We start from the raw sequence: 24,492 nt of genomic DNA, 5'->3' as shown, positions 1-24,492 counted from the left end.
CCGCCACCGGAACCGTGCCCGATCGGAGGGGTCAGCGATGCTGGGACTGCCCCCGCAGATCCGGGTCTGCCTGTTCGACCTGGACGGTGTGCTGACGGACACCGCTGCAGTGCATGCGGCGGCCTGGAAAGAGATGTTCGACGAGTTCCTCCGGGCCTACGCGGAGCAACACGGCCAGCCCTTCGTGCCCTTCGATGCCCGGGCTGAATACGACGCCTACGTCGACGGCAAGCCGAGAGCCGACGGGGTCCGCGACTTCCTCGCCTCGCGGGGCATCGTGCTTCCCGAGGGATCACCGGACGACCCGCCCACTGCCTGGACGGTGAACGGTCTGGGAAACCGCAAGAACAAGGCCGTACTACGCCGCATCCGCACCGACGGAGTACGGGTGTTCGAGGGGTCCCGCCGATACCTCGAGGCCGCGAAGCGGGCGGGCCTGCGGCGAGCGGTGGTGTCGTCCAGCGCGAATACCCGGGAGGTCCTGGAGGTCACCGGTCTGGCGGAGTACGTCGAGGAGCGGGTGGACGGGCTGACGATCAAGGCCGAGCAGTTGCGCGGAAAGCCCGCGCCCGACACGTTTCTGGCGGCGGCGAAGCGATTCGGGGCCGCGCCGACGGAGTGTGCGGTGTTCGAGGACGCGTTGGCCGGCGTCGAGGCCGGGCGGGCCGGTGGGTTCGGCTTCGTGGTCGGTGTCGACCGCGTCGGTCAGGCCGAGCAGCTCCGTGCTCACGGTGCCGACATCGTGGTGAAGGACCTCGCCGACCTGCTGGAAGGCGACATCCGGTCAGGCAGTGAAGGTGCCGACGCCGATGCTGGGCGGGAGGCCTGATGATGGACCGCGGCCACCATCCGATCGAACCGTGGCAGTTGCGTGAGACCGAGCTTGATCTCGACAAACTGGCTCAGTCGGAGTCGCTGTTCGCCCTCTCGAACGGCCACATCGGTCTGCGCGGCAACCTCGACGAAGGCGAGCCGTTCGCGATCCCGGGCACCTACCTGAACTCCTTCTACGAACGCCGCCCGCTCCCGTACGCCGAAGCCGGGTACGGGTATCCGGAGTCGGGACAGACCCTGGTCGACGTCACCAACGGCAAGCTCATCCGGCTGATGATCGACGACTCGCCTTTCGACGTCCGCTACGGCCATCTGCACTCCCACGAGCGGTCGCTGGACTTCCGCACCGGCATCCTGCAGCGTGACGCGGAGTGGACCTCGCCGGGCGGCAAGCGGATCAAGGTCCGATCCCGCCGGATCGTCTCGCTGACTCAGCGGGCCGTCGCCGCCATCGAGTACGTCGTCGAGCCGGTTGACCAGAGCGCGCGGTTGGTCCTCCAGTCGGAGCTGGTCGCGAACGAGACCCAGCCGAAGTTGTCCGCAGACCCCCGGGTCGCGGCCGTGCTCGAGCAACCGCTGGAGCCGGTGTCGCATCACCACGGCCGGGACGATGTCGTCCTGATCCACCGGACCAGGTCGAGCGAACAGCTGATGGCCGCCGGGATGACGCACGTGGTCGAGCAGCCGGGCCGCGGTGATGTGAGGGTCGAAGCCCGGCAGGACTGGGCCCGCACCACGGTCATCTGCGATCTCAAGCCCGGTGAGAGCCTGCGTGTGGTGAAGTACCTGGCGTACGGGTGGTCGAGCCTGCGCTCCGAGAACGCGATCGGCGACCAGGTCGCAGCAGCGCTGGCGGGTGCGCAGTTCTGCGGTTGGGACGGACTCCTCGAGGAGCAGCGGATCTTCCTGGACGACTTCTGGGACGCGGCGGACGTGGAGATCCTGGGCCACCCGGAGCTGCAGCAGGCCGTCCGGTTCGCGCTGTTCCACGTGCTGCAGGCGGGTGCCCGAGCCGAGCGGAGAGCCATCCCGTCGAAGGGTCTGACCGGGGCGGGCTATGACGGTCACACCTTCTGGGACACCGAGGGCTTCGTGCTGCCCGTGCTGACCTACACGATGCCCGACGCCGCGGCCGACGCGCTGCGTTGGCGGCATTCGATTCTGGGCCTGGCCAAGGAACGGGCAGCGGTGCTCGGCTTCAAAGGCGCGGCCTTCCCGTGGCGGACCATCCGCGGCCAGGAGTGCTCGGGGTACTGGCCCGCCGGTACGGCAGCCGTCCACATCAACGCCGACATCGCCGCGGCGGTGGTGCGCTATCACGCCGCAACCGGCGACGACCGGTTCATCGACGAGGTCGGCCTCGAACTCCTGGTCGAGACCGCCCGGCTCTGGATGTCGGTGGGACACCACGACCGGCACGGGCGTTGGCACCTGCCCGGCGTCACCGGACCGGATGAGTACAGCGCGGTCGCGGACGACAACGTCTTCACCAACCTGATGGCCGCGAGGAACCTGCGCGCCGCGGCCGAATTCGCCGCCCGCTGGCCGGTGAAGGCCCGTGCCCTCGAGGTGAACGCGGAGGAGGAGGCCTCCTGGCGGGATGCCGCCACAGCCGTACACATCCCGTACGACGAGGAGCTCAAGGTCCATCCGCAGTCCGAAGGTTTCACCGGCTACGCCGAGTGGGACTTCGAGGGGTCCCGCGGGAAGTACCCGCTGATGCTGCACTCGCCGTACTTCGACCTGTATCGCAAGCAGGTCGTCAAACAGGCCGACCTGATGCTGGCCACCTACTGGTGTGGGAACGCGTTCACTGCGGAGGAGAAGGCCCGCAACTTCGACTACTACGAGCGGCTGACGGTGCGCGACTCGTCCCTGTCAGCCTGCGTGCAAGCCGTGATGGCGGCCGAGGTCGGTCACCTGGATCTGGCCTACGACTATGCGTATGAAGCGGCACTGATCGACCTACGCAACCTGCACGACAACACCGGCGACGGCTTGCACATGGCCTCCCTGGGGGGCGCCTGGATCGCATTGGTGGCCGGCTTCGGGGGACTGCGGGACGGCGAAGGGGGACTGAGCTTCGACCCCGCCCTTCCGGATGGACTGACGGATCTGGCCTTCTCCATCCGCTGGCGGGGAGTGCGGCTCCGGGTCGAGATCAACCAGCAGGAAGTCACCTACACCGTTCACGACGGATCCGACGCCAGCATCACGCTGAGGCACGCGGGCGAGGACATCACAGTGACAGCCGACGCGTCGGTGACCCGGTTGATCGAGAAACGAACACCGCTGCTGCCGCGGCCGACCCAACCGCCCGGCCGCGAGCCGATGTCCGCGCTGGGCAACAGCCGACTGGTGTGACGGACTCGTCTGGCGGATTCCTTCAATCGCTGGCACCTGCCTGAGGCCGCTGCATAGGGTCAGGATCATGGACTTTTCCTTGTGGCCTAACGCGAGCCGGAGTTGGCAGGAGGTTCTGGAAGGCGCGGAGTACGCCGAAAGGACCGGGTGGTTCGGCGTCTGGATGGCCGATCACTTCATGCTGAACGGCGATGACCTTTCAGTGCCGATCAACGAATGTCTCGCCTTGCTGGCCGGGCTCGCGGTGAAAACCGAGCGGGTGCGGATCGGATCGATGGTGCTCGGCAACACCTACCGGCATCCGGCGGTGGTGGCGAACCAGGCGGCGACGCTGGACCAGATGAGCGGCGGCCGGTTCGTGCTCGGCATCGGCGCCGGCTGGCAGGTGAACGAGCACCGGGCGTACGGGATCGAGTTGCCCCCGGTCCGCGAACTGCTGGCCCGCTTCGAGGAGGCATGCCAGGTCTTCAAGGGCCTGCTGACCCAGGAGCGGACCACCTTCGACGGCAAGTACTACCAGCTCCAGGACGCGCCGCTCGAGCCCAAGCCCGCGAAGCTGCCGATCCTGATCGGGGCGTCCGGCGAGAAGGTCGCGCTGGGAATCGTCGCGAAGTACGCCGACGAGTGGAATCACTGGGGTCTGCCCGAGGTCGCCGTCCAGAAGGGCGAGGCGTTCGCCCGGCACTGCGAGAAGATCGGCCGCGACCCGAAGACCGTCCGGCGATCCAGCCAGGCGCAGATCGCGATCGTCGTACCGGGTGACACCGAGGCCGAGGAGACGCGGGCGCGGCTGCTGGCGAGCGGCCGCATGCCGGTGATCATGGGCTCGGCCGAGGAGGTGCTCGACACCGTCGCCCGCTACCCCGAGGCCGGCATCGACGAATTCCTCGTCCCCGACGGCAACCTCGGCTCCGGGACCCGACGCTTCGACGCCCTCGAGCGGCTGCGCGAGGAAGTCTTCAACAAACTCTAGGCAGGCTCAAACGTCCGGCCTAGGCGAGCTGGAGTGTGGCGGCGACCGGCCAGTGATCGCTCGGCAGCCGGTCGCCCGGGCGATCGTGCGCGACCGCGGCCCCGATCACCTTCCAGGAACTGTCGGTCAGGATGTGGTCGATCCGGTCCCGGTCGGTGGCGCCGGTGAAGGCGTGCTCGGTGCCGCCCTCGGTCGCCGGTACCGCGTCCAGCAAGCCGGCGCTCGTCAACGCCTTGAGCGGTGGCGAGTCCGGGGTGGCGTTGAGGTCGCCCATCAGGATCCAGTGCAACGAAGGCTCGGCCGCGATCCACTGCGCGAGCAGCCGCGACGACTCGACCCGAGCGACCTCGCCGGCGTGGTCGTAGTGGGTGTTCGCCACCCCGACCCGGGTTCCGTCGAGGTGCCGCAACCGCACGAGCGTCGCGATCCTGGTCAGGTCCGCGTCCCACCCGACCGAGCCTGCATCCGATGGCGTCGGCGAGAGCCAGCGCGTCTCGTCCGACTCCACCTCCCAGTCCCCGGGCCGGACCAGGACGACCGAGTGCTCCCCTTCGTGAACCCCGTCATCCCGTCCGGCACCGACGATCTGCCAGCCCGCGAACGCCTCGCGCAGGTAGTCCAGCTGGTCGGGGAGCACCTCCTGCAGCCCGACCACCTCGGCCTCGAGCACCTCGATCGCGGCGACGGTCGACCCGCGCCGCACCAGCCACGAGTCGTCTCCGTCCGGCGCCGAGGAGTTCCGGATGTTGAACGTTGCCACGCGCAGCTGCAAAGTCACACCAGCGATCCTGCCAAACCCATCGCCCGGGCCGCAGCCTGGAGTCGCGGCCGGCTCGCCTCGATCGCCCGATCCCGCCCCGCGGCGAGCATCGCGTCCACCCCGCCCGGGTCGGACGCCAGCCGCGCATACTCCTTCTGTAGCGGCTCGATCACGGCCAGCACCGCGTCCGCAACGTCCGTCTTCAACGCCCCGTATGTCGAGTACGCCGTCGCGAGCTCGACTGGATCCCCATCAGTGCATGACGCCAGAATCTCCAGCAGATTGGTGACTCCAGGCTTCGCCTGCTCGTCATGGCGAACCTCCCCGTCGGAGTCCGTCACGGCCCGCATGATCTGTCGGCGGATCACGTCCGGCGGATCCAGCAGACGGATCGTGCCCACGGCGTCGTCCACGTCGGACTTGCTCATCTTCGCGGTCGGATTCGCCAGATCCTTGATCCGCATCGCCAACGCCGCCTTCTGCAACTGCGGCACCACGAACGTCTCGCCGTACTCGCGGTTGAACCGGATCGCGACATCCCGGGCCAGTTCGACATGCTGGTCCTGGTCACCGCCGACGGGAACCAAATCCGTGCCGTAGAGCAGGATGTCCGCCGCCATCAGGCAGGGATACGTGAACAGCGAGGCCCGGGTCATCGGTCTGCCCCGGCCCTTCTCCTTGTACTGGATCATCCTGGACAGCTCCCCGACGTACGAGGTGCACTCCAGCAGATACGCGAGCTGCGCGTGCGCGGGAACGTCCGACTGAACGAACACCGTTCCGGGCGGAAGCCCGGCGGCAAGCATCAGCGTGGCCATCTCGCGGGTCAGCGAGACCAGCCGGCGCGGATCGTGCTTCGTCGTCATCGCATGCAGATTCGCGACGAAGTAGAACCCGTCCGGATCGGTGAACCGCCGCAACGCGCCAAGGTGGTTGCCGAGCGTGAGCCGGCCGGACGGGGTGATCCCTGAGAGCGAGGTCATGATTCCTTCTTTCGAGGTCGTGCGCCTCGCAGAAGGGCATACAAAAAGGCCGCCTCGGCGAGGCGGCCTTGGGATGCGTGTGAACGCTGGGGGTCCGCCTTCAGGCGGCCCACCACTGCTGCAAAGTCAACTGACGTGATCCGTTCACGGAACGAGAATACCCGTCGGAAGTTCGCCTACGCCACTCCCAGGTCGCTCCCACCCACCCGCGCGCCCGCCCTCGCCGCTCCTACGTCGCTTCCGCCCGCGCGCCCGCCCTCGCCGCTCCTACGTCGCTTCCGCCCACGCACCCCCCACGCCCGCTCCTACGTCGCTCCCACCGACGCGCCTGCCCTCGCCGCTCCTATGCCGCTCCCATCCACGCACGCCCCACGCCGCTCCTACGTCGCTCCCACCCACGCACCCGTGCCCGGCCGTCCCTTCTACGTCGCGCTCGTAAGAACGAGGGCGTCCCACGCGTGGCGCCCACTAGACATCCAGGCTCGTATCCGCGCTGATTCCACTTAGGGCTCGGCGGCTCCGTCGCCCGCTAGGTGTACCGACCGACAGGTAGTCCTACGCAGCCCAGGCTCGGCGCCCCGCCTGAAGCACCCGCGCGGTGACCGCATCGGACGACAACCACCTGTCCGTCGGTACGACATCCCGCCGGGGCCAATGCCCAGGTCTGCCCCGACCGGTGTATTTCACCGACCTGTCCCCACCGCCCCGAAACCGAACTCCCAGGGCGGTGAGAGCGCGGCTACCCCAGCTCGGCTCCGCCCGCCGTTGACCACGTCTTCCGCCCTCCTCGACCCGCCGACGACAACCCGACTACCCGGCTCGACCCGCCGACCTTCACCTGACTTCCCTCGTCGACCCGCCGACGACCGCCGACTACCCGGCTCGACCCGCCGTACCGACGGCGTGATTTCGGCGGGTCGGGCCGGGTAGTGCCACCACCCCGGCGGGTCGGGCCGGGTAGTGCCGCCACCCCGGCGGGTCGGGCCGGGTAGTGCCGCCACCCCCGGCGGGTCGGGCCGGGTAGTGCCGCCACCCCCGGCGGGTCGGGCCGGGTAGTGGGGCCACGCTGGCGGGTAGTGGGGCCACCCCGGCGGGTCGGGTCGGGTAGTGGGGCCACCCCGGCGGGTCGGGTCGGGTAGTGGGGCCACCCCGGCGGGTCGGGTCGGGTAGTGGGGCCACCCCGGCGGGTCGAGATGGGAGGTCGCGGCGGTCCCGGCGGGCCGATGAGGGTAGTGCCGTCATCCCGGCGGGTCGAGCTGGGTACTGCGGTCACCCTGGCGGGGTCGATTCGGTGAAGTCGTGGCGGCGCCGGCGGGTCGGGCCGGGTAGTGGGCCACCAGGGCAGGTCGAGGAGGAAAGTCGGGGGCCACGTGGTTCGCGGCGCAAACTCAGGTGACTGGCTACATGCGTCGGGCGACAATCGGCGCATGACCGTGACAGTGCGCAGGTTGACAGAGGACGACTGGAAGACCCTGCGGGAGATCCGGCTTCGTGCGCTGCTCGACGCGCCCGAGTCGTTCTACAGCACCTACCAGGAGTCGGTTGGCCTGACGGAGGACGACTGGCGCTCGCGACTGGCCAGTACGGATCGTGTCACGCTCCTGGCAGAGCTGGATGATCGTCCCGCGGGAATGGTCAGCGGTGCGCCGACCAGTGAGGACGAGCGCGATCCCCGCGCAGCGCTGATGCTGGCGATGTGGGTGGAGCCGGAGTCGCGTGGTCACGGCGTGGCGAAGGCTCTCACCGGGGCGCTGCTGGATTGGTCGCGTGAGCAGGGCTACGAGCGCCTGCTGCTCTGGGTGTACGACGCGGCTCCGCGCGCGGCCGCGTTCTACCGGCGGACTGGGTTCGTCCCGACCGGTCGCGTCGAGGTCTTTCATGACCCCAGTCGGCCGTTGACTCTGATGTCGCGGGGGTTATGACACGTTCCGCCTGCTGCTCTCGTCGAGGCCCCAGCTGAGGATGCGCTCGGGGTGGATCCGGATGATCTCCCGGCTGTAGCCGGGCCCCGGTGGATCCACGTCGTCGAGGGCCTCGGCGCGGCCGCGGATCTCGATGCCGCGGACGAACCAGCCCTTCTCGGTGGAGAGGTCGTCGATCACCAGGGAGACCTGCGGTTCCTTCTGCACGTTGTGGAACTTCCGGCTGTTCCCCATCACGTGGCCGCCGATGTCGACATAGCCGTCCTTGATGAAGTAGCCGACGGGATTGTTCTGCAAGGTGCCGTCGGGGGCCTTGGTGGCCAGCCGGCCGAGCTTCTGCCGGGCCAGGAAAGCGAGCTCCGAGTCGTTGAAAATCCTCATGCTCGCAGTGTTCATCCTGAACTCAGGTTGAGGTCAAGGAGCTGCCCAGACGAGGTCCGATCGCGGTCCCGGTCGCGCGGGCGGGTCCGCCCGGTCCGGTGGGCGGGCATGAAACGACCGCAGACGCCTGCTGCTGCCGACGGCTAAGGTCGGGGCATGAGCGGTGAGGCGATGCTGGTCTTCGACGAGGGTCTGACGGCGTACGACTTCGGTCATGGGCATCCGATGAGTCCGATCCGGGTGGATCTGACGGTGCGGCTGGCCCGCGCTCTCGGCGTGCTCGACCAACTGAAGGTGGTGCCCGCTCCGGTCGCGGACGACGCGCTGCTCGGCACCGTCCACACCGCCGAATACATCGCCGCGGTCAAGCGAGCGGGCCTGAATCCGGACCGGCCTGACCTCGAGCACGGCCTCGGCACCGACGACACCTACTGCTTCCCCCAGATGCACGAGGCTTCAGCGCATGTGGTCGGCGCCTCGGTCGAGGCCGCACGCGCCGTGTGGGAGGGCGATGTCCTGCACGCGGCGAACATCGCGGGCGGGCTGCACCACGCGATGCCGTCGCTGGCCAGCGGTTTCTGCGTCTACAACGACCCGGCCATCGCGATCCAGTGGCTCCTCGATCACGGGGCGGAGCGCGTCGCGTATGTCGACGTGGACGTGCACCACGGCGACGGCGTACAGGCTGTTCTCTATGACGATCCGCGGGTGCTGACCGTGAGCCTGCACGAGTCGCCCACCACGTTGTTCCCGGGGACCGGGTCCGCCGGCGAGACGGGTGGTCCGCACGCCGAAGGCACGGCGGTGAATATCCCGCTGCCGCCGGGGACCGGTGATGCGGGTTGGCTCCGGGCTTTCCACGCGATCGTGCCGGATGTGGTGAAGGCGTTCCGCCCGTCCGTATTGGTGACACAACACGGCTGTGACTCCCATGTGGAGGACCCGCTGGCCCATCTGACGAAATCCGTCGACGGGCAGCGCGCGGCGTACCTCGCGCTGCATGACCTGGCTCACGAGGTCTGCGACGGCAAGTGGGTCGCGACCGGGGGTGGCGGCTACGCGATCATCGACGTGGTTCCGCGCGCCTGGACGCACCTGCTCGCGATCGTGGCCGGGCACCCGATCGACCCGGCGACGCCGGTGCCCGAGTCGTGGCGCGAGGACGTCCGGATCCGGTTCGCGCGCGTCGCTCCGTTGCGGATGACGGACGGCCGGGATGCGGCGTACACCGACTGGTCGAGCGGCTACAACCCGGACACCTGGCTCGATCGTTCGATCAAGGCGACCCGCGACATCAGCTTCCCGCTGCTCGGTCTGGACCCGACCTACTGAGTCACACGAGACACCCTCTTTCCCATTCGCACCAACAGCCACTACGCTCGGTCCATGCACGGGCGGAGGTGCCGGAGGGGAAGCCGGCGCACGACTCGTGCTGGAAGTGCGGTGCGCAATGGCATCAAAGAAGTCCGGTGGTGAGCAGCCGCTCGCCGAGGTGAAGTTCCTGACCGTGGCTGAGGTCGCCACGGCCATGCGCGTGTCCAAGATGACGGTGTACCGGTTGGTGCACTCCGGAGAACTGCCCGCGGTGCGGGTGGGTCGATCGTTCCGGGTGTCTGAGGACGCCGTGCACGACTACCTCAAAGGCGCCTTCTTCCAGGCCGGATAACCACGAGAAGCGCAAGCGGCCGGACTCCCATGGGAACCGGCCGCTTCGCTGTACCTCCAATCCCGCTCCTGCCTCAGCCGCTGACTCCTCAGCCGGAATGGTTTGACGCGGGACGACTGACGCACGCGCTTCAGACGTAGACGCCTCACCTGTCGTTCCAAAGGCCCCCCGCTGGTCAGTTGAGCTGTGCGTTGACCGGGTCGATGATTTCCGCCGCGGCCCAGGTTGCGAGGCCTTTGCGGAATGGCTTCATCAGGTTGAGTACGACGTGGTCGACGCCGATGTCATGCAGTTCGAGCACCGTACTGCGAGTCCGCTGCGGGTCGTCCGTAAATGCGTGGGTTTGCACCGAGCGGGTGATCTCCGCCGGGTCCCGGCCGATCGCGGCAGTGCTCGTCGAGGATCTTGCTGCGCTCCGCGATGGTGCTGATGTCGTTGTGGGGCGGGCCCGGGATGTTCCAGCTGTCCGCATGTTCTGCCACAACCCGCAGGGTCTTAGGGCCCCAACCACCAAGGAGTAGAGGAGGTCCCGGCTGCTGGACGGGCTTTGGTGCGCAGTATGGCTGCTCGAGCTGGTAGTACTTGCCGTCGAAGTCGACGACCTCTTCGGTCCACAGCCTGCGGAGCATTCGGCACGCTTCATCGAGCCGTGCGATCCCCTCGGCCTGCGGAACCAGTTCGAGCCCATACGCGGCGTACTCGGCAATCGCAGGGTTCGGCCCCGCGATGCCGCCCGCGCCACTCGGTTGATGGGTCCCGCCCACACCGAGGCCGACCACGAGACGTCCGTTGGAGATCACATCCACGGTGGCGGCGATCTTCGCCAGCACGGCAGGCGGCCTGATGCGATTGCTCGTCACCAGCAACCCCAGCCGCAGCCTGGTGGTCCGCGCCGCCAAGGCCGCCAGCAAGGTCCACCCCTCGAACCAAAGTCTCCGCAAGGGTGATTGTCGACCGATCCGGCCGTCGAGCTCGGGGTCAGTTGCCGAAGGTGACGTCCTTGGTCTCAGTGACTGCGGCGGTCCGACCGGGGGCCGTGTGGTACTGCCAGTAGAGGTTGGTGTGGGCGATGACCTTGTCCGGTGGGGGTGCGCCCCATTCGGTCTGGTCCTCGGTCGTGTGCGCGTCGCCGACGAGCGTCACGTCGTACCCCCGGACGAAGGCGCCGTGGATCGTCGATCGGATGCATTCATCGGTCTGCGCCCCGGTCACGACCAGGCGTCCGATGCCGCCCGCGGCCAGCACGTCCTCCAGGTCGGTGTCCTCGAACGAGTCGGCAAAGGTCTTGTGCACCAACGGCTCCGCCTCCTCGCGCACCAACTCCGGGACGTACTCCCAGCTGTCGCTGCCCTTCGGCAGCTGCTCGGAGGAGTGCTGCACCCAGACGATCGGGACGCCTTCCTCACGAGCCTGGTCGACGAGCGAGCTGATATTCGCCACCACCACGTCACGCTCGTGCGTGCCGGTTACCACCCCCTTCTGGACATCGATCACCATCAAGGCAGTGTTGGGTCGATCTGACAGCGTGCTCATGACGATTTCCTCTACTGATCGGACGGGACTCCTGCCACCTGGAACACGGTAGACCGACCCACCGACAACTCCTGCTGACCCGGCTGCAGGCGCACGCCGTGGGAAATCACCGGGCGCGGGCTGTCGATCTGGGAGGGTCTTGAGCATCGGTGTAGTAGCAGTGGGGCCGGGAAGCGGTTCCATGCGTATCGATGGAGAGGTGGCACCAGTGGGGAAGTACCTGGTGATGATCTACGACAACGAGGCGAAGTGGGCCGAGGCTGATGCTTCGGTGACGGAGGCGAACCACCGGCGACACGAGGCGTTCGTGCAAGCCAACGGGGCGGCCCTGCGCGGTGGTGCCCAGCTCGGCGAGAGCGGCACAGCCACGTCCGTTCGATCGGACGGGAACGGGAGCTTCGTGGTGACCGACGGAACCTTCGCCGAGACCAAGGAGGTCATCGGCGGCTTCTACATCATCGAGGCTGCCGATCTGGACGAAGCGCTGGCGATTGCCAAGCAGGTACCCGCACCAATGGGCGGGGTCGAAGTACGGCCGATCATCAACTGAGATGGTCCCGACAGTTGCGGAGGTCGCCGGGGCGATCGCACGGGCTCACGACGAAGAGTGGGCCTACGTCCTGGCGGCCACCGCACGGGTCGCGGCCGATCTGGACCTGGCCGAGGACTGTGTGCAGGACGCCTACGCGCAGGCCCTGGTGCACTGGCGTGCTCGCGGCATCCCTCGACGTCCCGGGGCGTGGCTGACCACCGTCGCCACCCGCCGAGCTCTCGAGCAGCGGCGGCGCGCAGCGGTGCTGGAGCGCAAACTCCCTCTCCTTGTGCCGGACCCGGCGGACAGCGACGAGGTTGCCGGCGGCGTGTTCCCGGATGACCGGCTTCGGCTGGTCTTCACGTGCTGCCACCCAGCCCTCGCTCAGGAGGCGCAAGTGGCTCTCACGCTCAAGCTGGTCTGCGGGCTCTCCTCGGCTGAGATCGCCAAGGCCTTCTTGGTCAAGGAAGCCACCATGCAGGCGCGGATCACCCGGGCGAAGCACAAGATCGCCGAGACCCGCATCCCGTACCGCGTTCCTCGGGTGACCGAACTCCCTGAGCGGATCACCGCCGTACTCGACGTCGTACATCTGGTGTACTCCGTCGGTCACACGGCCAAGTTCGGTGACCAGTTGACCCGGCCTGATCTGGCTCGGCGCGGTATCGACCTGGCCCGGATGGTTCAGTTGCTGCTCCCGGACAGCGGTGAGGCGACTGCTCTCCTCGGGCTGCTGTTGCTGACACAGGCACGCGAGGCAGCCCGGGTCGACGAGGGTGGACAGCTGGCGGTGATGCGGAAGCAGGATCGCGCGCTGTGGGACGGCGAGTTGATCGCCGAGGGACTCGCGCTGGTTCACGCAGCACTCGAGGGGCCGCCAGTCGGGCGGTTCGGGCTGCTGGCTGCCATCGGCGCGGTCCACGCGGAGGCCAAGCGATGGGAGGACACCGACTGGGAGGAGATCCTCGGCCTGTATGACCTCTTGCTCGCGCGCTGGCCGTCTCCGGTGGTCGCCCTCAACCGCGCAGTCGCCCTCAGCTACGCCGACAGCCCGGAGGCCGCTCTGGACGTGATCCGCGCACTCTCCGACGACCCGGCCCTCTCCACCTATCCCTACCTAGCCGCCACCCACGCGGACCTGCTCCGCCGTACCGGCCGTCGACAGGAGGCGATCGCCGCCTACGAGGAAGCGATCACCTTCACCGGCAACACAGTGGAAGCCGACTACCTCACCCGCCGACTGGACGACCTGCGCAACCCGAACCCGGGTCTTTGAGGCCCTTGTGCGGCTTAGGGTCGTTGCCATGAGCGACTACCTGCTGATCACGTTTCCCCTCGAGAACCAGGCAACAGCGTGGTCGCTGGCCACTCCGCTCCTGCCCGCCGAAAGTCAACGCCCCACCGACACCTGACCCACAAAAAAGATGCCGGCTCGTCTGATCCGATGACTCCAGTTGGCCGGCTCCGCTAGCGGAGCTCCGTGAACTGATACTGGAGCCAGCCGCCGACGTCCTTGCGACCGGCTCGGGTGGCGGACTGGATGGCGCCTCGGTTGTCGGCGTGGATGGTGCCGATGAGGATGCGCGAGGGATCGGGGAGCGCCTGGGCCAGGAGGGTGCTGAGATGCGGCCCGTAGGCCCGATCCCGGAACTCCGGCGAGAGGATGAGGTCCTGTACGACGTACGCCGGCAGGCCGAGGCTGTCCTGGCCCGCGGCGAGCGCGGCGGCATACCCGGCCCAGGTTCCGTCGACCGTGACGTCGAACACCAGACCGGCCTCCACTGACTCCTCGAGGTCAGCGCGACTTTGCAGAGCAGCCTGCTCCACGTGCGATGGGTGCTCGGAATCGACTGCAGCATACGCGCGCTCCGCGTCGCCGTAGTGCTCCAGATTCCGCGCCTGCACAAGCGCGAGCCCACGGGGTACGTCACGCGGCTGCAGGAGTTCGATCGGCGCGGCCAGGAACCGCCGATCGGAAACCCGGAATCCATCCGACCGGTTCCGCGCTCCACAAACGCAGATAGCGCGGCTGGTGTAGCCCGAACACCTCGCGAGCCGCAGCAGCCAGGTCCGGGAGATCGCCGGCTCGCAGCGGTCGGCTCAACCCAGTGGCGTCGACGAACGGCTTGGTCGGGTCGCCGCCTTCGTAGCGCATGCTCAGCAGCGCGTGAAGGTCGTCGCCGATCGGCACCCAGCGGTTCAGCATCGTCTCCGGTGGTTAGCGGGTCAGCAGGTCGCGGAGAGCCTTGCTGATGTCCGTGGGGGCTTCCTCGGCCATGAAGTGACCGGAGGTGACGGTGAGGTGACACAGGTCCGGAGCCCAGGCGCCCCACAAGGCAGCCGCGTCGAACCCCAGCGCGCGGCCCCAGTCCTGCTGGATCACGGTGACCGGCATGCGGAGTTGGTTGCCAGCGGCAAGGTCCACCTGGTCGTGGTCGACGTCGATACCCGCGGAAGCACGATAGTCGGCAACGATCGACGGCACCGCGTTGCGGCAGGCCTCCAGATACGCCGAGCGGATGTCCGCGGGGATCGACTCCGGATCGTTTGCCCAGAGATCCAGGAAGTAGCCGAAGAAGGCATCCGGGCTTGCTGCGATCAGCTGCTCGGGAAGGCCGACGGGCTGTGCCATCAAGTAGAGGTGGAAGGCGACCGCGGCCTTGAGCCCCTGCATAGCGTTCCACATATCCAAGGTGGGCAGCACATCGAGGCAGGCCAGGTGGGTGATCGTGCCGGGATGGTCCAGTCCGGCCCGGAAGGCGACGAGCGCCCCGCGGTCGTGGCCCGCCAACGCAAAGGTCTCGTGTCCGAGCGCGCGACCCAGAGCGACGACGTCGGCCGCCATCGTGCGCTTCGAGTAGGTGCTGCCGTCGGTCTCCGCGGGCTTGTCGCTAGCGCCGTAGCCGCGCAGGTCGGGGCAGATCACGGTGTGGTCCGCAACGAGATCGGCGGCGACGTGCCGCCACATCAGGTGGGTCTGCGGGAAGCCGTGGAGCAGCACGATCGGGCTCCCGGAGCCCGCGACCGCCGCGGTGAGAGACACCCCTTCGGCCACCTGGACACGTCGGTAGTCGAAGCCAGCGAGGTCAGTCGTCATGGTCTTCCGCTGCTTCCTGTCGATGAGTTGGTACTACGAAGCCTGCCCGGCGCCGATGAGCAACCGATGAGCACGAGTTACCGTGGCGGCAGGCGATGCCCGGAAAGGTTGGTCGGACGGGTGCAGGTGGTTTTCGGGGTGCTGGGGCCGGTGGTGGCCTGGGATGATGCCGGCGACGCGATCGCCTTGAAGGGACCCCGGCATCGCGCGGTACTGGCCCGGCTGGTTGTCGCCCGCGGCCGCGTCGTACCGGTGAATCGGCTGGTCGACGACCTGTGGTTGGATCCGCCTCCCGGTGCCCTGAGTGCGGTGCGCACGTTCGTGGCGTCGTTGCGGCGGGCGGTGGAGCCACAGCGTCCAGCGCGTACTCCGGCCAAGCTGCTCGTGACTGAGGGACCCGGCTATGCCTTGCGCGCGGAACCTGATTCTGTGGATGCCTGGCGGTTCGAGCAAGTGGTGGCCGCGGCCGCGACCCTCGCCCCCGAGGAGGCGCTCACCCGGCTGCAGGAGGCGCTCGGGTGGTGGCGTGGATCAGCGTATGCCGGGTTCGCCGACGCCTCCTGGGCTCTCGCGGAACGCTCCCGCCTGGCGGAGTTGCGCCTGCAGGCGATCGAGCAGGTGGCTGTCGCTCGGCTGTCGCTCGGCCTTGCCGCCGAGGCCGTCCCTGACCTGGACGCGCACGTTACCGAGCACCCTTGGCGCGAGGACGCCTGGCGTCTGCTTGCGCTCGCGTTGTACCGCGCCGGCCGCCAGGGCGACGCTCTTGCCGTACTACGGCGCGCGCGGACGTTGCTTGTCGAGCAACTCGGGGTGGATCCCGGGCCAGGCCTCCGCCACCTGGAAACGGACATCCTCAACCAGGCGGACCACCTGCAGCCGAGCGTTCGTAATACGGATGCGGCGGGGAGGGTGTGGGAAGCGGCAGCCGCGGCGTACGACCGGACGGTGGCGACAGGAGCGCGGGCGCGGCTGGAGTCGACGGTGGGGTTGCTGCGCAATCTTGCGGTGACCGGGGGAGGCGGGCTGCAGGCGGCTCGGGAGCACCGGATCGCTGCGACCGCTGCCGCCGAGGAACTGGGCGACCCGGAGCTGACAGCTCGCGTGATCGGCGCGTACGACGTACCGGCGATTTGGACGCGATCGGACGACGAGCAGCACGCGGCCGCGATCGTCCAAGCAGCCGAGCGCGCATTGACTGCTCTCCCCGCCGAGCAGGAGGCCGCGCGGGCCAGGTTGTTGGCCACGATCGCCCTGGAGTCGCGCGGCACCCACGGATCGCGTGGACCTGAGGCGGCACGGGAAGCTGAGCAGATCGCCCGGCGGCTGGATGACCCGGCTGTGCTGGTGTTCGCCCTGAACGGCCTGTTCATGCAGAGCTTTCACCGCGCCGGCCTAGCGTCGAAAAGGGACGACATCGGCGCGGAGCTCATCGCTGTATCGGCACGGCATGGCTTGGTGACGTATGAGGTTCTAGGTCATCTCGTTCGCATCCAAGCCCGCAGCGCGCTTGCCGACTTCGCTGGAGCCGATGAGCAGGCAAGTGCTGTAGACCGCCTGGCCGAACGCCACGAACTGCCGCTGGTCGGAGTCTTCACCCAGTGGTACCGCGCACTCCGCCTTGCCGCGGGTGGTCAGGCCTCGGCAGCCGAGGTGGAAGCGGCCTACCGTGACGCGGCCGCACGGTTGGACGGCGCCGGCATGCCCGGGCTCGAGGGCGGACTCTTACCGCTGGCATTGCTTGCCGCAGGCAACGTTCATCCGGACGAAGGTCTTGACTGGGGACCGTATGAGCCGTGGGTCAGACCGCTGGCGTTATTGGCCCAGGACCGCCGCGCTGACGCCGCAGCAGCCTTGCGCAAGGTACCGGAACCACCCCGCGACCTGTTGTACGAAGCAATGTGGTGCCTTATCGCACAGGCAGCCATCGCCCTCGACGACCAGGACGCGATGCGGCGCGCCTACCAGGAACTAGCGCCCGCCGCAGCCGAACTAGCCGGCGCCGGTAGCGGCCTCCTCACCTTCGGCCCGGTCTCGGACTACCTCAGGAAACTGCGGATGGTCTCGGCGAACGGCTCGGGCGCCTCCAACCAGGGATAGCGCGCCGCGCCTTCGATCATCGGCGGGTCAGTCGATGATCGACGCGTAGACGGTGGCGCGAAGTTCCCGCCGGATCGGATAGCTGGCCGACGGCCGGAGCTGGGTCAAGAAGATCACGATCAGTTCCTCGGCCGGGCAGACGAAGAACGCGGTCGAGGCCGCGCCGCCCCAGAAGATCTCGCCTGCCGTTCCGATCGTCTGGGCGGTCGTCTGATCCAGCAGTACGCCGAAGCCGAGGCCGAACCCCTGGCCCTCGCGGCGGGTCTCGCCGCCGAAGTCGGCCATGCCGCCCATGCCGCCCATGCCGCCCATGCCGGCCAGATCCTGCCCGCCCGGCAGGTGGTTGGTGGTCATGAACCGCAACGTCCGCGGTCCGATGATGCGTACGCCGTCCAGAACACCGCCTCCTGCCAGCATCCGGCAGAACCGCAGATAGTCCCCGGCGGTCGACACGAGACCGGCGGCACCGGACAGGAACGGGCGAGGACGGGTGTAGTCACTGGTCCGCGGATCGTCGGCGAGTTCATAGGCCGGGTTGCCGTCACGGAAGCTGTAGCCGGCAGCGAACCGGTCGATCGCGGCCGCGGGGACCGAGAAGCCGGTGTCCACCATGCCCAGTGGCGCGAAGATCCGCTCCTCGAGGTACCGGTCCAGCGGCATTCCGCTGAGCACCTCACACAACAGGCCGACCAGGTCGGTGGAGATGCCGTAGATCCAGCGGGAGCCGGGATCGGCCTGCAGCGGTATGCCGGCCAACCGGCCGGGCAGCTCGGCGAGCGTGCCGGTGGAGTCCGGGTCGCCGAGTCCGGCCCTGCGGTAGAGCTCGCCGACCGGAGTCGCCGAGTTGTACGCGGCAAGGCCCGACGTGTGCATCAGCAGGTCTCGCACCGTCATCTGCCGAGCCGGGTCACGCACCTCGAAGGAATCCGCGTCGCCGCCTGCGAAGACCTTGAGGGCACCCAGTTCCGGGAGGAAGGTCGCGACCGGGTCATCGAGCTGGAAGAGCCCGTGCTCGTACAACATCATCAGGCCGAGGCTGACGATCGGCCTGGTCATCGAGTAGATCCGGAACACCGTGTCCGGTCGCATCGGCTTGTGCCGCTCGACGTCCATCGAGCCGCAGGTCTCGAACTGGACCACCTGATCTCGTCGTGCGATCATGCTGACCGCGCCCGGATAACGCCCTAGCTCGACGTACCGGCGTACCAGCGCGGTGACTCGTTCAAGCCCCTCGGACGACATCCCGACAATCTCGGGATGTCCGGTGATCCACGTGTCGGCCATCAGCCCACCCTCGTGGTGACGACTGCAATCTCACGACTCAATGTTGCGAACGCTACAGGACTTGGTCAGTCCGAAATCCCGCGCGCTCGATCCACGGCGTATTGGAGACTGGGCCCATGACGATCAGGTATGGCGGTCCGGGTGTGCGGTTGGCGGGGAACGGGCTCGTACTGCGGGAGTGGGAGCGCGGGGATCTGGCCGCGATGGTGGAGGTGTTCGACGACCCGGACGTGGCGTACTGGACGCCGTTGGTGACTCCGTTCGACCTGGACGCGGCAGAGGCCTATCTCGACAGGGCGCACTCGGACAACGGGCGGGTGCACCTTGCCATCACCACGGACGGCGAGCGGCCGCTGGGTGAGGTCATGCTCAGCCAGGAGGCGGCGTTCGTCGGCTATGTGGTTGGAGCCGCCTCCCGCGGGCAAGGTCTCGCAGCGCGGGCGGTGAGGTTGATGACGGAGTACGCACACAACGTGGCCGGCTTGCCGCGGGTGATCCTGGAGATCGAGCCGGACAACGCCGCGAGCAACGGTGTCGCCCGGCGGTCCGGCTACCAGCTCACCGACCTGCCGCTCAACGTCGTGACGGACAAGGGCCGCGAGGTCAGGCTGCGGACGTGGGAACACTTGGCTGAACTCGGCTAGAGCTCGAGGACCCAGTCGTTGCAGGTCATCCAGTGACCGATCACGTACATCTGGCCCGGCGCCGTAGAAGACGAAGATGCCGCCGGGGCGCAGCACTCTCGTCGCCTCCTGCAACGCGCCTTCGAAATCGTCCAGATCGGTCGAGATCCACAACGCCATCACCGTGTCGAAGGACTCGTCCGCGAACGGCAGCACAGCGGCATCCGACTCGATCAGCGGGCCGTCGGTCCTGGTCCGCGCGAGTCGGAGCTGGTCGGCGGAACGGTCCACGCCGACGACGCTGCGCCCGCTCGCCCGGATGGTCTCGAAGTTCCGCCCGGTGCCGCAGCCGAGGTCCAGACAGGGCCCGGTCCCGGACCCCAGCAGCTCCAGCAGACCTGGCTGATGTGGCTCCGCCCCCACCACGAACCTGGCGTCGTACCAGTCGGCCAAACCGTTGTAGCGAGCCGTCATCGCAGCCTCCTGGCGCGTCGGGATTCCACCCTACGCAGACCCACCGACAACCCTCACTTAGGTCAGCGAGGTGACCTACAGGTAGGCTTTGCCGACGCTCTCTTTAAGTTTGGAAGGTCCACTGTGGGTTCGGTCATCAAGAAGCGCCGCAAGCGCATGGCGAAGAAGAAGCACCGCAAGCTGCTGAAGAAGACGCGGGTGCAGCGCCGCAAGCTCGGCAAGTAAGCAGGTCCCGCCGCTCTGGCGATCCAGAGCGGCGCTGTTGGGGTTTGCTGTCTGGCTGGGGGTTCTCGTGGCACAGGTAGTGATGGTTACCGGCGTCTCCCGGGACGCCGGTGCTCGTTGTGCCCGCCGCCTGGCCGCGGATCCCACGATCGACACCGTGATCGGTATCGACGTGGTTCCGCCTCGTGCGGAGCTCGGCCGGGTTCGGTTCGTCCGGGCCGACATCCGCAACCCCGTCATCGCGAAGGTCATCGCCGGTGAGGACGTCGACACGGTCGTCCACACGGGCGTCGTGGCGACCCCTGGCAGCGCCGGTGGCCGATCGTCGATGAAGGAGATCAACGTCATCGGCACGATGCAGTTGCTCGCCGCCTGCCAGAAGGCTCCCGGCATCAGCAAGCTCGTGGTCAAGTCCTCCACCACCGTGTACGGCGCCGGTCCCCGCGATCCGGCGATGTTCACCGAGGAGATGGCGCCCCGGGCCATCCACCAGACAGGGCTGAGCAAGGACGCGGTCGAGGTCGAGGGATACGTGCGCGGGTTCGCCCGGCGCCGCCCCGACGTCTGCGTCACCACCCTGCGGATGGCCAACTGGATCGGCCCGCAGACAGATTCCCCGATGACCCGGTACTTCGCGATGCCAGTGATCCCCACCGTCCTCGGCTTCGACGCCCGCCTGCAGTTCCTGCACGAGAACGACGGCGTCGGGGCGATCCACCACGCGACCGCGAACGACCTGCCCGGCACGTTCAACATCGCCGGCGACGGCATCATCTATCTCTCCCAGGCGATCCGGCGCCTCGGACATCCCGCCGCCCGGCTCCCTTCCTTCACCGCGGCAGGCACCGCCGCCGTGGTCCGCCGTGCCAGGCTCGCCGACTTCTCGCCCGACCAGATCACCTTCCTGACCTACGGCCGCGTGGTCGACACCACCAGGATGCGCGGCGAGTTCGGCTTCGCACCGGAGTACACGACCGCGGCCGCCTTCGACGACTTCAAGCGCTCGCAGCGGCCTGGCGCTATCACGTCGGCCTCGCGGTTGCTGAGCGCCGGGCTGGGGGACACAGGGCTCGAGCGCGCGCGGAGACTTTCGCGCACGCCGTCGATCACGGGCCCCGTCACTCTTCGCGACTGAGCGATGACCCTGAGCTTATGGACGCTGTGGAGCTGGTCGGACGGCTGAGGACCGCCGGCGCAGTGGCACCGCGACCGGAGTTCACTGCCGAGCTGAGGCACCGCCTCCTCGAGCAGGCCGCGGCTCGTGCCGCGACGACTCCGACCGTGGTGCGCAGCACTCCGGACAGCCCGGATGACCCGCCGCCCCGCGAGGACGACGACGCGTCCGTGACAGATATCCGCCATCGTCACGGCCGGCGGATCCGGCTAGTGGCCAGTACAGCCGCGCTGGTCCTGCTCGGAGGTGGCATCGGTTCTGCCGCCGCCGCTCAGCAGGCGATGCCCGGCGACACGTTGTACGGGATGAAGCGCAGCATCGAGAACGTCTCCACCAACGTCAGCGTCGGGGACGACTCCCGCGGCCGGCGCGATCTCGAGCACGCGATGAACCGACTCTCCGAGGTCCGTGCGCTGGTTGCGAACGGTGGCGACGTGGCCACCATCGGCAGCACGCTCGACGACTTCTCGGCGCAGGCCCGTAAGGGTGTGTCGAGGCTCGTCGCGTCGTACCAGCAGGACGGCGACACCAGTTCGATCACGGCGATCACGACGTTCATCACCAGCGCCCGCCAGGCCATCGGTGAGCTCGCTCCGAAGTTGCCGCCCGAATCGCTCAAGGCCGCTGTCGAGGCCCTGGCGACGATCGAGCAGCTGGCCCAGCACACGAACGTGGCCTGCCCGAAGTGCGACAAGGCCAAGCCGGCCAAGAACGCGGGCCAGCCGACGGTGACGAGCCCGGGCGACGAGAACGATCCGACCAATGCCGGACCGTCCGCGCCGACCACGAAGCCATCGCCCGGCGCCAAGCCGAGCTCGGCTCCGACCAAGCTGCCGAACACGACCGCCGTCGAGGAGCAGAGCACCCCGCCGACGATCCTCGGCACCCCGCCGAACTCGAACAAGCCGACCACCACACCGTCGGGGCCTTCGCTCCCGACGTTGCCGACGCCGTCGACACCTAACTGGCCGTGGCCCTTTCCGACCTTGAGCCTGCCGTTGCCGACGGTCAACCTTCCGGGTGTGCTGCAAACCCTGCTGCCACCCTGGAAGTAACCAGTACCCGAAAGGGCCCCGGTCGACCAAGTCGAACGGGGCCCTTTCGGTTGCGCCCACAGCGGTCACGGCCGCAGCGGCCACCTCGTTGCGGTCACCTCGTTGCGGCCACCTCGTTGCGGTCACCTCGTTGCGTCCGAAGAACGCGGGGGCGTAACCCACGGTTCCTCGGACGCAAGAAGAGGCGCAAGAAGTTGCGTAAGCAGAGGCGCAGGCAGAGGTCAGAAGAAGACGCTGCGGCGTTGCATGAGCAGGGCGTACAAGGTCTGCTGGATGGTTTCGCGGACCTGATCGGTGACGTTGAAGACCAGCATCGGGTCGTCGGCCGCGCCTTCTGGGAAGTCGTCGGTCCGGATCGGCTCACCGAACTCGATCAGCCACTTGGACGGCAACGGGATCAGCCCGAGCGGCCCGAGCAGCGGGAAGAACGGCGTGATCGGGATGTAGGGCACGCCCAGCAGCCGCGCCAGCGACGCCATGTTGCCGACCAGCGGGTAGATCTCCTCGGCACCTACGATCGAGCACGGCACGATCGGTACGCCGGTCCGCATCGCCGCGCTGACGAATCCGCCCCGGCCGAACCGCTGCAGCTTGTACCGCTCGCTGAACGGCTTGCCGATCCCCTTGAACCCCTCGGGCCAGACCCCGACCAGGTTTCCCAGGCTCAGCAGCCGCTCCGCGTCGTCGTTGCTCGCCAGCGTCGCACCACCCTTGCGGGCCAGCTCGCCCACGAACGGTGTCTTGAAGACCAGGTCGGCGGCCAGCGTGCGCAGCGGCCGGTGCGCGTGATCCGCGACGATGAGCTGGGTGATCAGCCCGTCCAGCGGCATCGTGCCGGAGTGGTTCGCGACGATCAGCGTGCCCCCGCTGTCCGGGATGTTCTCGATGCCACGGACCTCGACCCGGAACCACTTCTCCGCGAGCGGGCGCAGGAAGGACAGCAGCACCTCGTCGGTGAGGTCGGGGTCGTAGCCGAACTCGTCGACCTGGTAGTCCCCGGTCAGCCGACGGCGCAGGAACGCGAGGAACTCGGCGACCTTGCGCTCACCGCCGGCACCGAGCGTGTCGCGCACCAACTGCTCGAAGCCGGCGAACTGCTCGGAGACCACCGTCGCCTGCTCGCGCGGCTCCTCGAAGGCTTCCTCGAAGCTGGGATCAGGCTCGCTGTTTTTCTTGCGCGACCTGGCCGCCGCGGGCCCGGCCAGTGCCCGCGCCGCGGCCGACGGAGTCGTACGGCGTCCGCTGCCGCGGCCGGGGCGACCGCCGGACCGACAGGTCCTCACCAGGCAAACGAGGAAACTCCCTGACGGGTTACGAAAGACATTCGTTGTCATCCTCCTCACCTCAAGTCCTTGGGGATAACCTTCGCCAAGTGCCGTACGGCCCTCAGTTGCAGTTGCTTGACGGCGCCCTCTGACTTCTCGAGCGCCTTGGCCGTTTCCGCGATCGACAGACCGGCGAAGAACCGCATCGTCAGGCAGTCGCGCTGCTCGTCGGGCAAGGCCGCGACCGCGTCCCGCAGTACCTCGGCGGTGGCGGCGGCCAGCACATCGACCTCCGGCCCCTCGGTCTGCCGGTCGTGGGTCTCGATCTCGTCCGTGACCACCTCGAGCCGGACCCGGCCCGACTTGTAGTGGTCGGTGATGAGGTTCCGGGCGATCGTCACCAGCCAGGCGCCGAAGTCCCGGCCCTGCCAGCGGAACGAGTCCAGCGCGCGCAGCGCCCGGACGAAGGTCTCGCTGGTGAGGTCCTCTGCGAGTGCCGACGACGACACCCGCGCGTAGATGTAGCGATACACGGTGAGCGAGTACTCGTCGTACAGCTCACCGAAGGCACCGACGTCCCCGGCCTGGGCGCGATCGACGAGCTCTGCACGTCTCATCCCGTCCGGGCTTGGCTCCGGCGTGGTCAAGATCTCTCCCCGTTCAACTGACACGTCTACGACTGACACATCCGCGAATGGCCACAGCGGCTGAGACAGCACCGAGCGTTACCCCTGAAACACCCGCTGTCAACATCCCGAGGCGCGCCGCCTTCCGTCCGGTCCGATAGTCACGAATGCGCCAGCCGGCTACTTCCGCCTACTTCCGCATGGCGGCGCAGCCTGCTGTCGGGGTTGATCGCGCATGGATTCCCCACCCGCGCGGACGGCCTCTGCCTTGGCCGGGCCATGCAGCATGTCGCCCACGAGTTCACCTGTATATATCCCGTCACGCTCCGCTGCAACCGTTCCGAGCGCGCCGGTCAGTCCGAGCCGCCTGGCGAGCAGCCGCGCGACCTCCACCTGAGCGGCCGTGAGCAGCCAGACGCACTCGCCCGCGTCCAGGTGCTGCTGGGCGAGCGCACCTTGCAACATCGTGTTGCCGAGGTCGACGGACGCGGCGGCATGACCCACTTGCGGGATCTCCAGCGCGGCCTCCAACTCGGCGGCAGCGGCGGACGCTTCACCGGCGAGAACCGACCGGGCGCGCAGATCACGCGTCGAGGGTCGAGTCATGCAGAGCACCCTAGTGGC

26 protein-coding genes and 1 pseudogene are annotated in these 24,492 nt (G+C 68.1%); 13 read left to right on the top strand and 14 right to left on the bottom strand.

Annotated features, from left to right (window positions below):
- The first annotated feature begins 37 nt into the window (after positions 1-37).
- The 3 genes from ABD210_RS12210 (at position 38) to ABD210_RS12200 (ending at position 4,171) form a co-directional block, all read left to right on the top strand.
- On the top strand, positions 38-829 hold the full coding sequence (locus tag ABD210_RS12210; RefSeq protein WP_344111239.1) for a beta-phosphoglucomutase family hydrolase: 792 nt from the start codon (positions 38-40) through the stop codon (positions 827-829).
- Complete coding sequence (locus ABD210_RS12205) at positions 829-3,198, top strand: glycoside hydrolase family 65 protein (RefSeq protein ID WP_344111237.1); 2,370 nt, start codon at positions 829-831, stop codon at positions 3,196-3,198. The genes ABD210_RS12210 and ABD210_RS12205 overlap by 1 nt, the downstream gene beginning before the upstream one ends.
- Before the next feature lie 67 nt (positions 3,199-3,265).
- Positions 3,266-4,171 (top strand): TIGR03560 family F420-dependent LLM class oxidoreductase, encoded by a 906-nt coding sequence (locus ABD210_RS12200; RefSeq protein WP_344111236.1) that lies wholly within the window; start codon positions 3,266-3,268, stop codon positions 4,169-4,171.
- 19 nt (positions 4,172-4,190) lie between these two features.
- On the opposite strand, the gene ABD210_RS12195 is transcribed toward ABD210_RS12200, so the two are convergent.
- On the bottom strand, positions 4,191-4,949 hold the full coding sequence (locus ABD210_RS12195; protein ID WP_344111235.1) for an endonuclease/exonuclease/phosphatase family protein: 759 nt from the start codon (positions 4,947-4,949) through the stop codon (positions 4,191-4,193).
- Entirely contained in the window at positions 4,946-5,914 is a 969-nt protein-coding gene (gene trpS / locus ABD210_RS12190) for a tryptophan--tRNA ligase (protein ID WP_344111234.1), read from the bottom strand. Before trpS ends, ABD210_RS12195 begins: the two co-directional genes overlap by 4 nt.
- Before the next feature lie 1,427 nt (positions 5,915-7,341).
- Here trpS and ABD210_RS12185 point away from each other — a divergent pair.
- The gene (locus ABD210_RS12185; RefSeq protein WP_344111233.1) at positions 7,342-7,836 is read left to right on the top strand and encodes a GNAT family N-acetyltransferase; all 495 of its coding nucleotides are present in this window, start codon (positions 7,342-7,344) and stop codon (positions 7,834-7,836) included.
- Here ABD210_RS12185 and ABD210_RS12180 read toward each other — a convergent pair.
- The gene (locus tag ABD210_RS12180; RefSeq protein WP_344111232.1) at positions 7,831-8,217 is read right to left on the bottom strand and encodes a PPOX class F420-dependent oxidoreductase; all 387 of its coding nucleotides are present in this window, start codon (positions 8,215-8,217) and stop codon (positions 7,831-7,833) included. The genes ABD210_RS12185 and ABD210_RS12180 overlap by 6 nt on opposite strands.
- A gap of 156 nt (positions 8,218-8,373) precedes the next feature.
- On the opposite strand from ABD210_RS12180, the gene ABD210_RS12175 reads away from it, so the two are divergent.
- Together ABD210_RS12175 and ABD210_RS12170 are read left to right on the top strand one after the other, a co-directional pair.
- Positions 8,374-9,549, top strand: a complete 1,176-nt coding sequence (locus tag ABD210_RS12175) for an acetoin utilization protein AcuC (RefSeq protein WP_344111231.1) — start codon at positions 8,374-8,376, stop codon at positions 9,547-9,549.
- 118 nt (positions 9,550-9,667) lie between these two features.
- On the top strand, positions 9,668-9,883 hold the full coding sequence (locus tag ABD210_RS12170; RefSeq protein WP_012923942.1) for a helix-turn-helix domain-containing protein: 216 nt from the start codon (positions 9,668-9,670) through the stop codon (positions 9,881-9,883).
- Positions 9,884-10,058: 175 nt separating this feature from the next.
- Here ABD210_RS12170 and ABD210_RS12165 read toward each other — a convergent pair whose 3' ends face one another.
- The 3 genes from ABD210_RS12165 to ABD210_RS12155 are packed head-to-tail and all read right to left on the bottom strand — an operon-like array spanning position 10,059 to position 11,416.
- Positions 10,059-10,184 carry a hypothetical protein gene (locus ABD210_RS12165; RefSeq protein WP_344111230.1) on the bottom strand — a complete coding sequence of 42 codons (126 nt, stop codon included), beginning with the start codon at positions 10,182-10,184 and terminating at the stop codon, positions 10,059-10,061.
- Entirely contained in the window at positions 10,168-10,824 is a 657-nt protein-coding gene (locus ABD210_RS12160) for an LLM class flavin-dependent oxidoreductase (RefSeq protein ID WP_344111228.1), read from the bottom strand. Before ABD210_RS12160 ends, ABD210_RS12165 begins: the two co-directional genes overlap by 17 nt.
- Before the next feature lie 37 nt (positions 10,825-10,861).
- Positions 10,862-11,416 (bottom strand): cysteine hydrolase family protein, encoded by a 555-nt coding sequence (locus ABD210_RS12155; protein WP_344111227.1) that lies wholly within the window; start codon positions 11,414-11,416, stop codon positions 10,862-10,864.
- Positions 11,417-11,597: 181 nt separating this feature from the next.
- Between ABD210_RS12155 and ABD210_RS12150 the strand changes: the two genes are divergently transcribed.
- Both ABD210_RS12150 and ABD210_RS12145 read left to right on the top strand, forming a co-directional pair.
- Positions 11,598-11,966, top strand: a complete 369-nt coding sequence (locus tag ABD210_RS12150) for a YciI family protein (protein ID WP_344111226.1) — start codon at positions 11,598-11,600, stop codon at positions 11,964-11,966.
- A 1-nt stretch (position 11,967) separates the two neighbouring features.
- A complete protein-coding gene (locus ABD210_RS12145; protein WP_344111225.1) occupies positions 11,968-13,224 on the top strand; it encodes an RNA polymerase sigma factor in 1,257 nt (418 codons plus the stop codon).
- A 191-nt stretch (positions 13,225-13,415) separates the two neighbouring features.
- On the opposite strand, the gene ABD210_RS12140 is transcribed toward ABD210_RS12145, so the two are convergent.
- Genes ABD210_RS12140 through ABD210_RS12130 form a run of 3 tightly spaced genes read right to left on the bottom strand, consistent with a single transcriptional unit; the run spans position 13,416 to position 15,045 of the window.
- Positions 13,416-13,853, bottom strand: a complete 438-nt coding sequence (locus tag ABD210_RS12140; protein WP_344111224.1) for a hypothetical protein — start codon at positions 13,851-13,853, stop codon at positions 13,416-13,418.
- 22 nt (positions 13,854-13,875) lie between these two features.
- Entirely contained in the window at positions 13,876-14,154 is a 279-nt protein-coding gene (locus ABD210_RS12135; protein WP_344111223.1) for a hypothetical protein, read from the bottom strand.
- Between the two features lie 12 nt (positions 14,155-14,166).
- Entirely contained in the window at positions 14,167-15,045 is an 879-nt protein-coding gene (locus ABD210_RS12130) for an alpha/beta fold hydrolase (RefSeq protein WP_344111222.1), read from the bottom strand.
- Positions 15,046-15,111: 66 nt separating this feature from the next.
- On the opposite strand from ABD210_RS12130, the gene ABD210_RS12125 reads away from it, so the two are divergent.
- Positions 15,112-17,142: an AfsR/SARP family transcriptional regulator gene (locus tag ABD210_RS12125; RefSeq protein WP_344111221.1), complete on the top strand. Its 2,031-nt coding sequence runs from the start codon at positions 15,112-15,114 to the stop codon at positions 17,140-17,142.
- A gap of 27 nt (positions 17,143-17,169) precedes the next feature.
- On the opposite strand, the gene ABD210_RS12120 is transcribed toward ABD210_RS12125, so the two are convergent.
- Complete coding sequence (locus ABD210_RS12120) at positions 17,170-18,426, bottom strand: serine hydrolase domain-containing protein (RefSeq protein ID WP_344111220.1); 1,257 nt, start codon at positions 18,424-18,426, stop codon at positions 17,170-17,172.
- 116 nt (positions 18,427-18,542) lie between these two features.
- Here ABD210_RS12120 and ABD210_RS12115 point away from each other — a divergent pair, with 116 nt between their 5' ends.
- Complete coding sequence (locus ABD210_RS12115; protein WP_344111218.1) at positions 18,543-19,070, top strand: GNAT family N-acetyltransferase; 528 nt, start codon at positions 18,543-18,545, stop codon at positions 19,068-19,070.
- 81 nt (positions 19,071-19,151) lie between these two features.
- Here ABD210_RS12115 and ABD210_RS12110 read toward each other — a convergent pair.
- Positions 19,152-19,523, bottom strand: a pseudogene (locus ABD210_RS12110) (class I SAM-dependent methyltransferase); the annotation flags it as partial.
- Positions 19,524-19,646: 123 nt separating this feature from the next.
- On the opposite strand from ABD210_RS12110, the gene ABD210_RS12105 reads away from it, so the two are divergent.
- The 3 genes from ABD210_RS12105 to ABD210_RS12095 all read left to right on the top strand — a co-directional run bounded on the left by ABD210_RS12105 (position 19,647) and on the right by ABD210_RS12095 (position 21,977).
- Positions 19,647-19,748 carry a 30S ribosomal protein bS22 gene (locus tag ABD210_RS12105; protein WP_008356322.1) on the top strand — a complete coding sequence of 34 codons (102 nt, stop codon included), beginning with the start codon at positions 19,647-19,649 and terminating at the stop codon, positions 19,746-19,748.
- 67 nt (positions 19,749-19,815) lie between these two features.
- Positions 19,816-20,883: an NAD-dependent epimerase/dehydratase family protein gene (locus ABD210_RS12100; RefSeq protein WP_344111217.1), complete on the top strand. Its 1,068-nt coding sequence runs from the start codon at positions 19,816-19,818 to the stop codon at positions 20,881-20,883.
- Between the two features lie 17 nt (positions 20,884-20,900).
- A complete protein-coding gene (locus ABD210_RS12095) occupies positions 20,901-21,977 on the top strand; it encodes a DUF5667 domain-containing protein (protein ID WP_344111216.1) in 1,077 nt (358 codons plus the stop codon).
- Positions 21,978-22,198: 221 nt separating this feature from the next.
- On the opposite strand, the gene ABD210_RS12090 is transcribed toward ABD210_RS12095, so the two are convergent.
- The 3 genes from ABD210_RS12090 to ABD210_RS12080 all read right to left on the bottom strand — a co-directional run bounded on the left by ABD210_RS12090 (position 22,199) and on the right by ABD210_RS12080 (position 24,474).
- The gene (locus tag ABD210_RS12090) at positions 22,199-23,260 is read right to left on the bottom strand and encodes a lysophospholipid acyltransferase family protein (protein WP_344111215.1); all 1,062 of its coding nucleotides are present in this window, start codon (positions 23,258-23,260) and stop codon (positions 22,199-22,201) included.
- Between the two features lie 56 nt (positions 23,261-23,316).
- Positions 23,317-23,859 carry a sigma-70 family RNA polymerase sigma factor gene (locus tag ABD210_RS12085; protein ID WP_041289570.1) on the bottom strand — a complete coding sequence of 181 codons (543 nt, stop codon included), beginning with the start codon at positions 23,857-23,859 and terminating at the stop codon, positions 23,317-23,319.
- 189 nt (positions 23,860-24,048) lie between these two features.
- A complete protein-coding gene (locus tag ABD210_RS12080; RefSeq protein WP_344111214.1) occupies positions 24,049-24,474 on the bottom strand; it encodes an HAD family hydrolase in 426 nt (141 codons plus the stop codon).
- Positions 24,475-24,492 lie beyond the last annotated feature (18 nt).

The sequence above is a fragment of the Kribbella alba genome (genome assembly GCF_039529635.1).
GTDB lineage: Bacteria > Actinomycetota > Actinomycetes > Propionibacteriales > Kribbellaceae > Kribbella > Kribbella alba.
The sequence above is the reverse complement of the archived record's forward strand: the minus strand, read 5'-3'. Positions and strand labels throughout refer to the sequence as shown.

What these genes read in the sequence shown, in the direction of transcription:
- ABD210_RS12145 (WP_344111225.1), top strand. Translation starts at nt 11,968, where the DNA reads ATGGTCCCGACAGTTGCGGAGGTCGCCGGGGCGATCGCACGGGCTCAC.
- ABD210_RS12180 (WP_344111232.1), bottom strand. Translation starts at nt 8,217, where the DNA reads ATGAGGATTTTCAACGACTCGGAGCTCGCTTTCCTGGCCCGGCAGAAG.
- trpS (WP_344111234.1), bottom strand. Translation starts at nt 5,914, where the DNA reads ATGACCTCGCTCTCAGGGATCACCCCGTCCGGCCGGCTCACGCTCGGC.
- ABD210_RS12150 (WP_344111226.1), top strand. Translation starts at nt 11,598, where the DNA reads ATGCGTATCGATGGAGAGGTGGCACCAGTGGGGAAGTACCTGGTGATG.
- ABD210_RS12205 (WP_344111237.1), top strand. Translation starts at nt 829, where the DNA reads ATGATGGACCGCGGCCACCATCCGATCGAACCGTGGCAGTTGCGTGAG.
- ABD210_RS12115 (WP_344111218.1), top strand. Translation starts at nt 18,543, where the DNA reads ATGACGATCAGGTATGGCGGTCCGGGTGTGCGGTTGGCGGGGAACGGG.
- ABD210_RS12120 (WP_344111220.1), bottom strand. Translation starts at nt 18,426, where the DNA reads ATGGCCGACACGTGGATCACCGGACATCCCGAGATTGTCGGGATGTCG.
- ABD210_RS12185 (WP_344111233.1), top strand. Translation starts at nt 7,342, where the DNA reads ATGACCGTGACAGTGCGCAGGTTGACAGAGGACGACTGGAAGACCCTG.
- ABD210_RS12175 (WP_344111231.1), top strand. Translation starts at nt 8,374, where the DNA reads ATGAGCGGTGAGGCGATGCTGGTCTTCGACGAGGGTCTGACGGCGTAC.
- ABD210_RS12130 (WP_344111222.1), bottom strand. Translation starts at nt 15,045, where the DNA reads ATGACGACTGACCTCGCTGGCTTCGACTACCGACGTGTCCAGGTGGCC.
- ABD210_RS12155 (WP_344111227.1), bottom strand. Translation starts at nt 11,416, where the DNA reads ATGAGCACGCTGTCAGATCGACCCAACACTGCCTTGATGGTGATCGAT.
- ABD210_RS12080 (WP_344111214.1), bottom strand. Translation starts at nt 24,474, where the DNA reads ATGACTCGACCCTCGACGCGTGATCTGCGCGCCCGGTCGGTTCTCGCC.
- ABD210_RS12125 (WP_344111221.1), top strand. Translation starts at nt 15,112, where the DNA reads ATGAGCACGAGTTACCGTGGCGGCAGGCGATGCCCGGAAAGGTTGGTC.
- ABD210_RS12170 (WP_012923942.1), top strand. Translation starts at nt 9,668, where the DNA reads ATGGCATCAAAGAAGTCCGGTGGTGAGCAGCCGCTCGCCGAGGTGAAG.
- ABD210_RS12095 (WP_344111216.1), top strand. Translation starts at nt 20,901, where the DNA reads ATGGACGCTGTGGAGCTGGTCGGACGGCTGAGGACCGCCGGCGCAGTG.
- ABD210_RS12085 (WP_041289570.1), bottom strand. Translation starts at nt 23,859, where the DNA reads ATGAGACGTGCAGAGCTCGTCGATCGCGCCCAGGCCGGGGACGTCGGT.
- ABD210_RS12210 (WP_344111239.1), top strand. Translation starts at nt 38, where the DNA reads ATGCTGGGACTGCCCCCGCAGATCCGGGTCTGCCTGTTCGACCTGGAC.
- ABD210_RS12135 (WP_344111223.1), bottom strand. Translation starts at nt 14,154, where the DNA reads ATGCTGAACCGCTGGGTGCCGATCGGCGACGACCTTCACGCGCTGCTG.
- ABD210_RS12200 (WP_344111236.1), top strand. Translation starts at nt 3,266, where the DNA reads ATGGACTTTTCCTTGTGGCCTAACGCGAGCCGGAGTTGGCAGGAGGTT.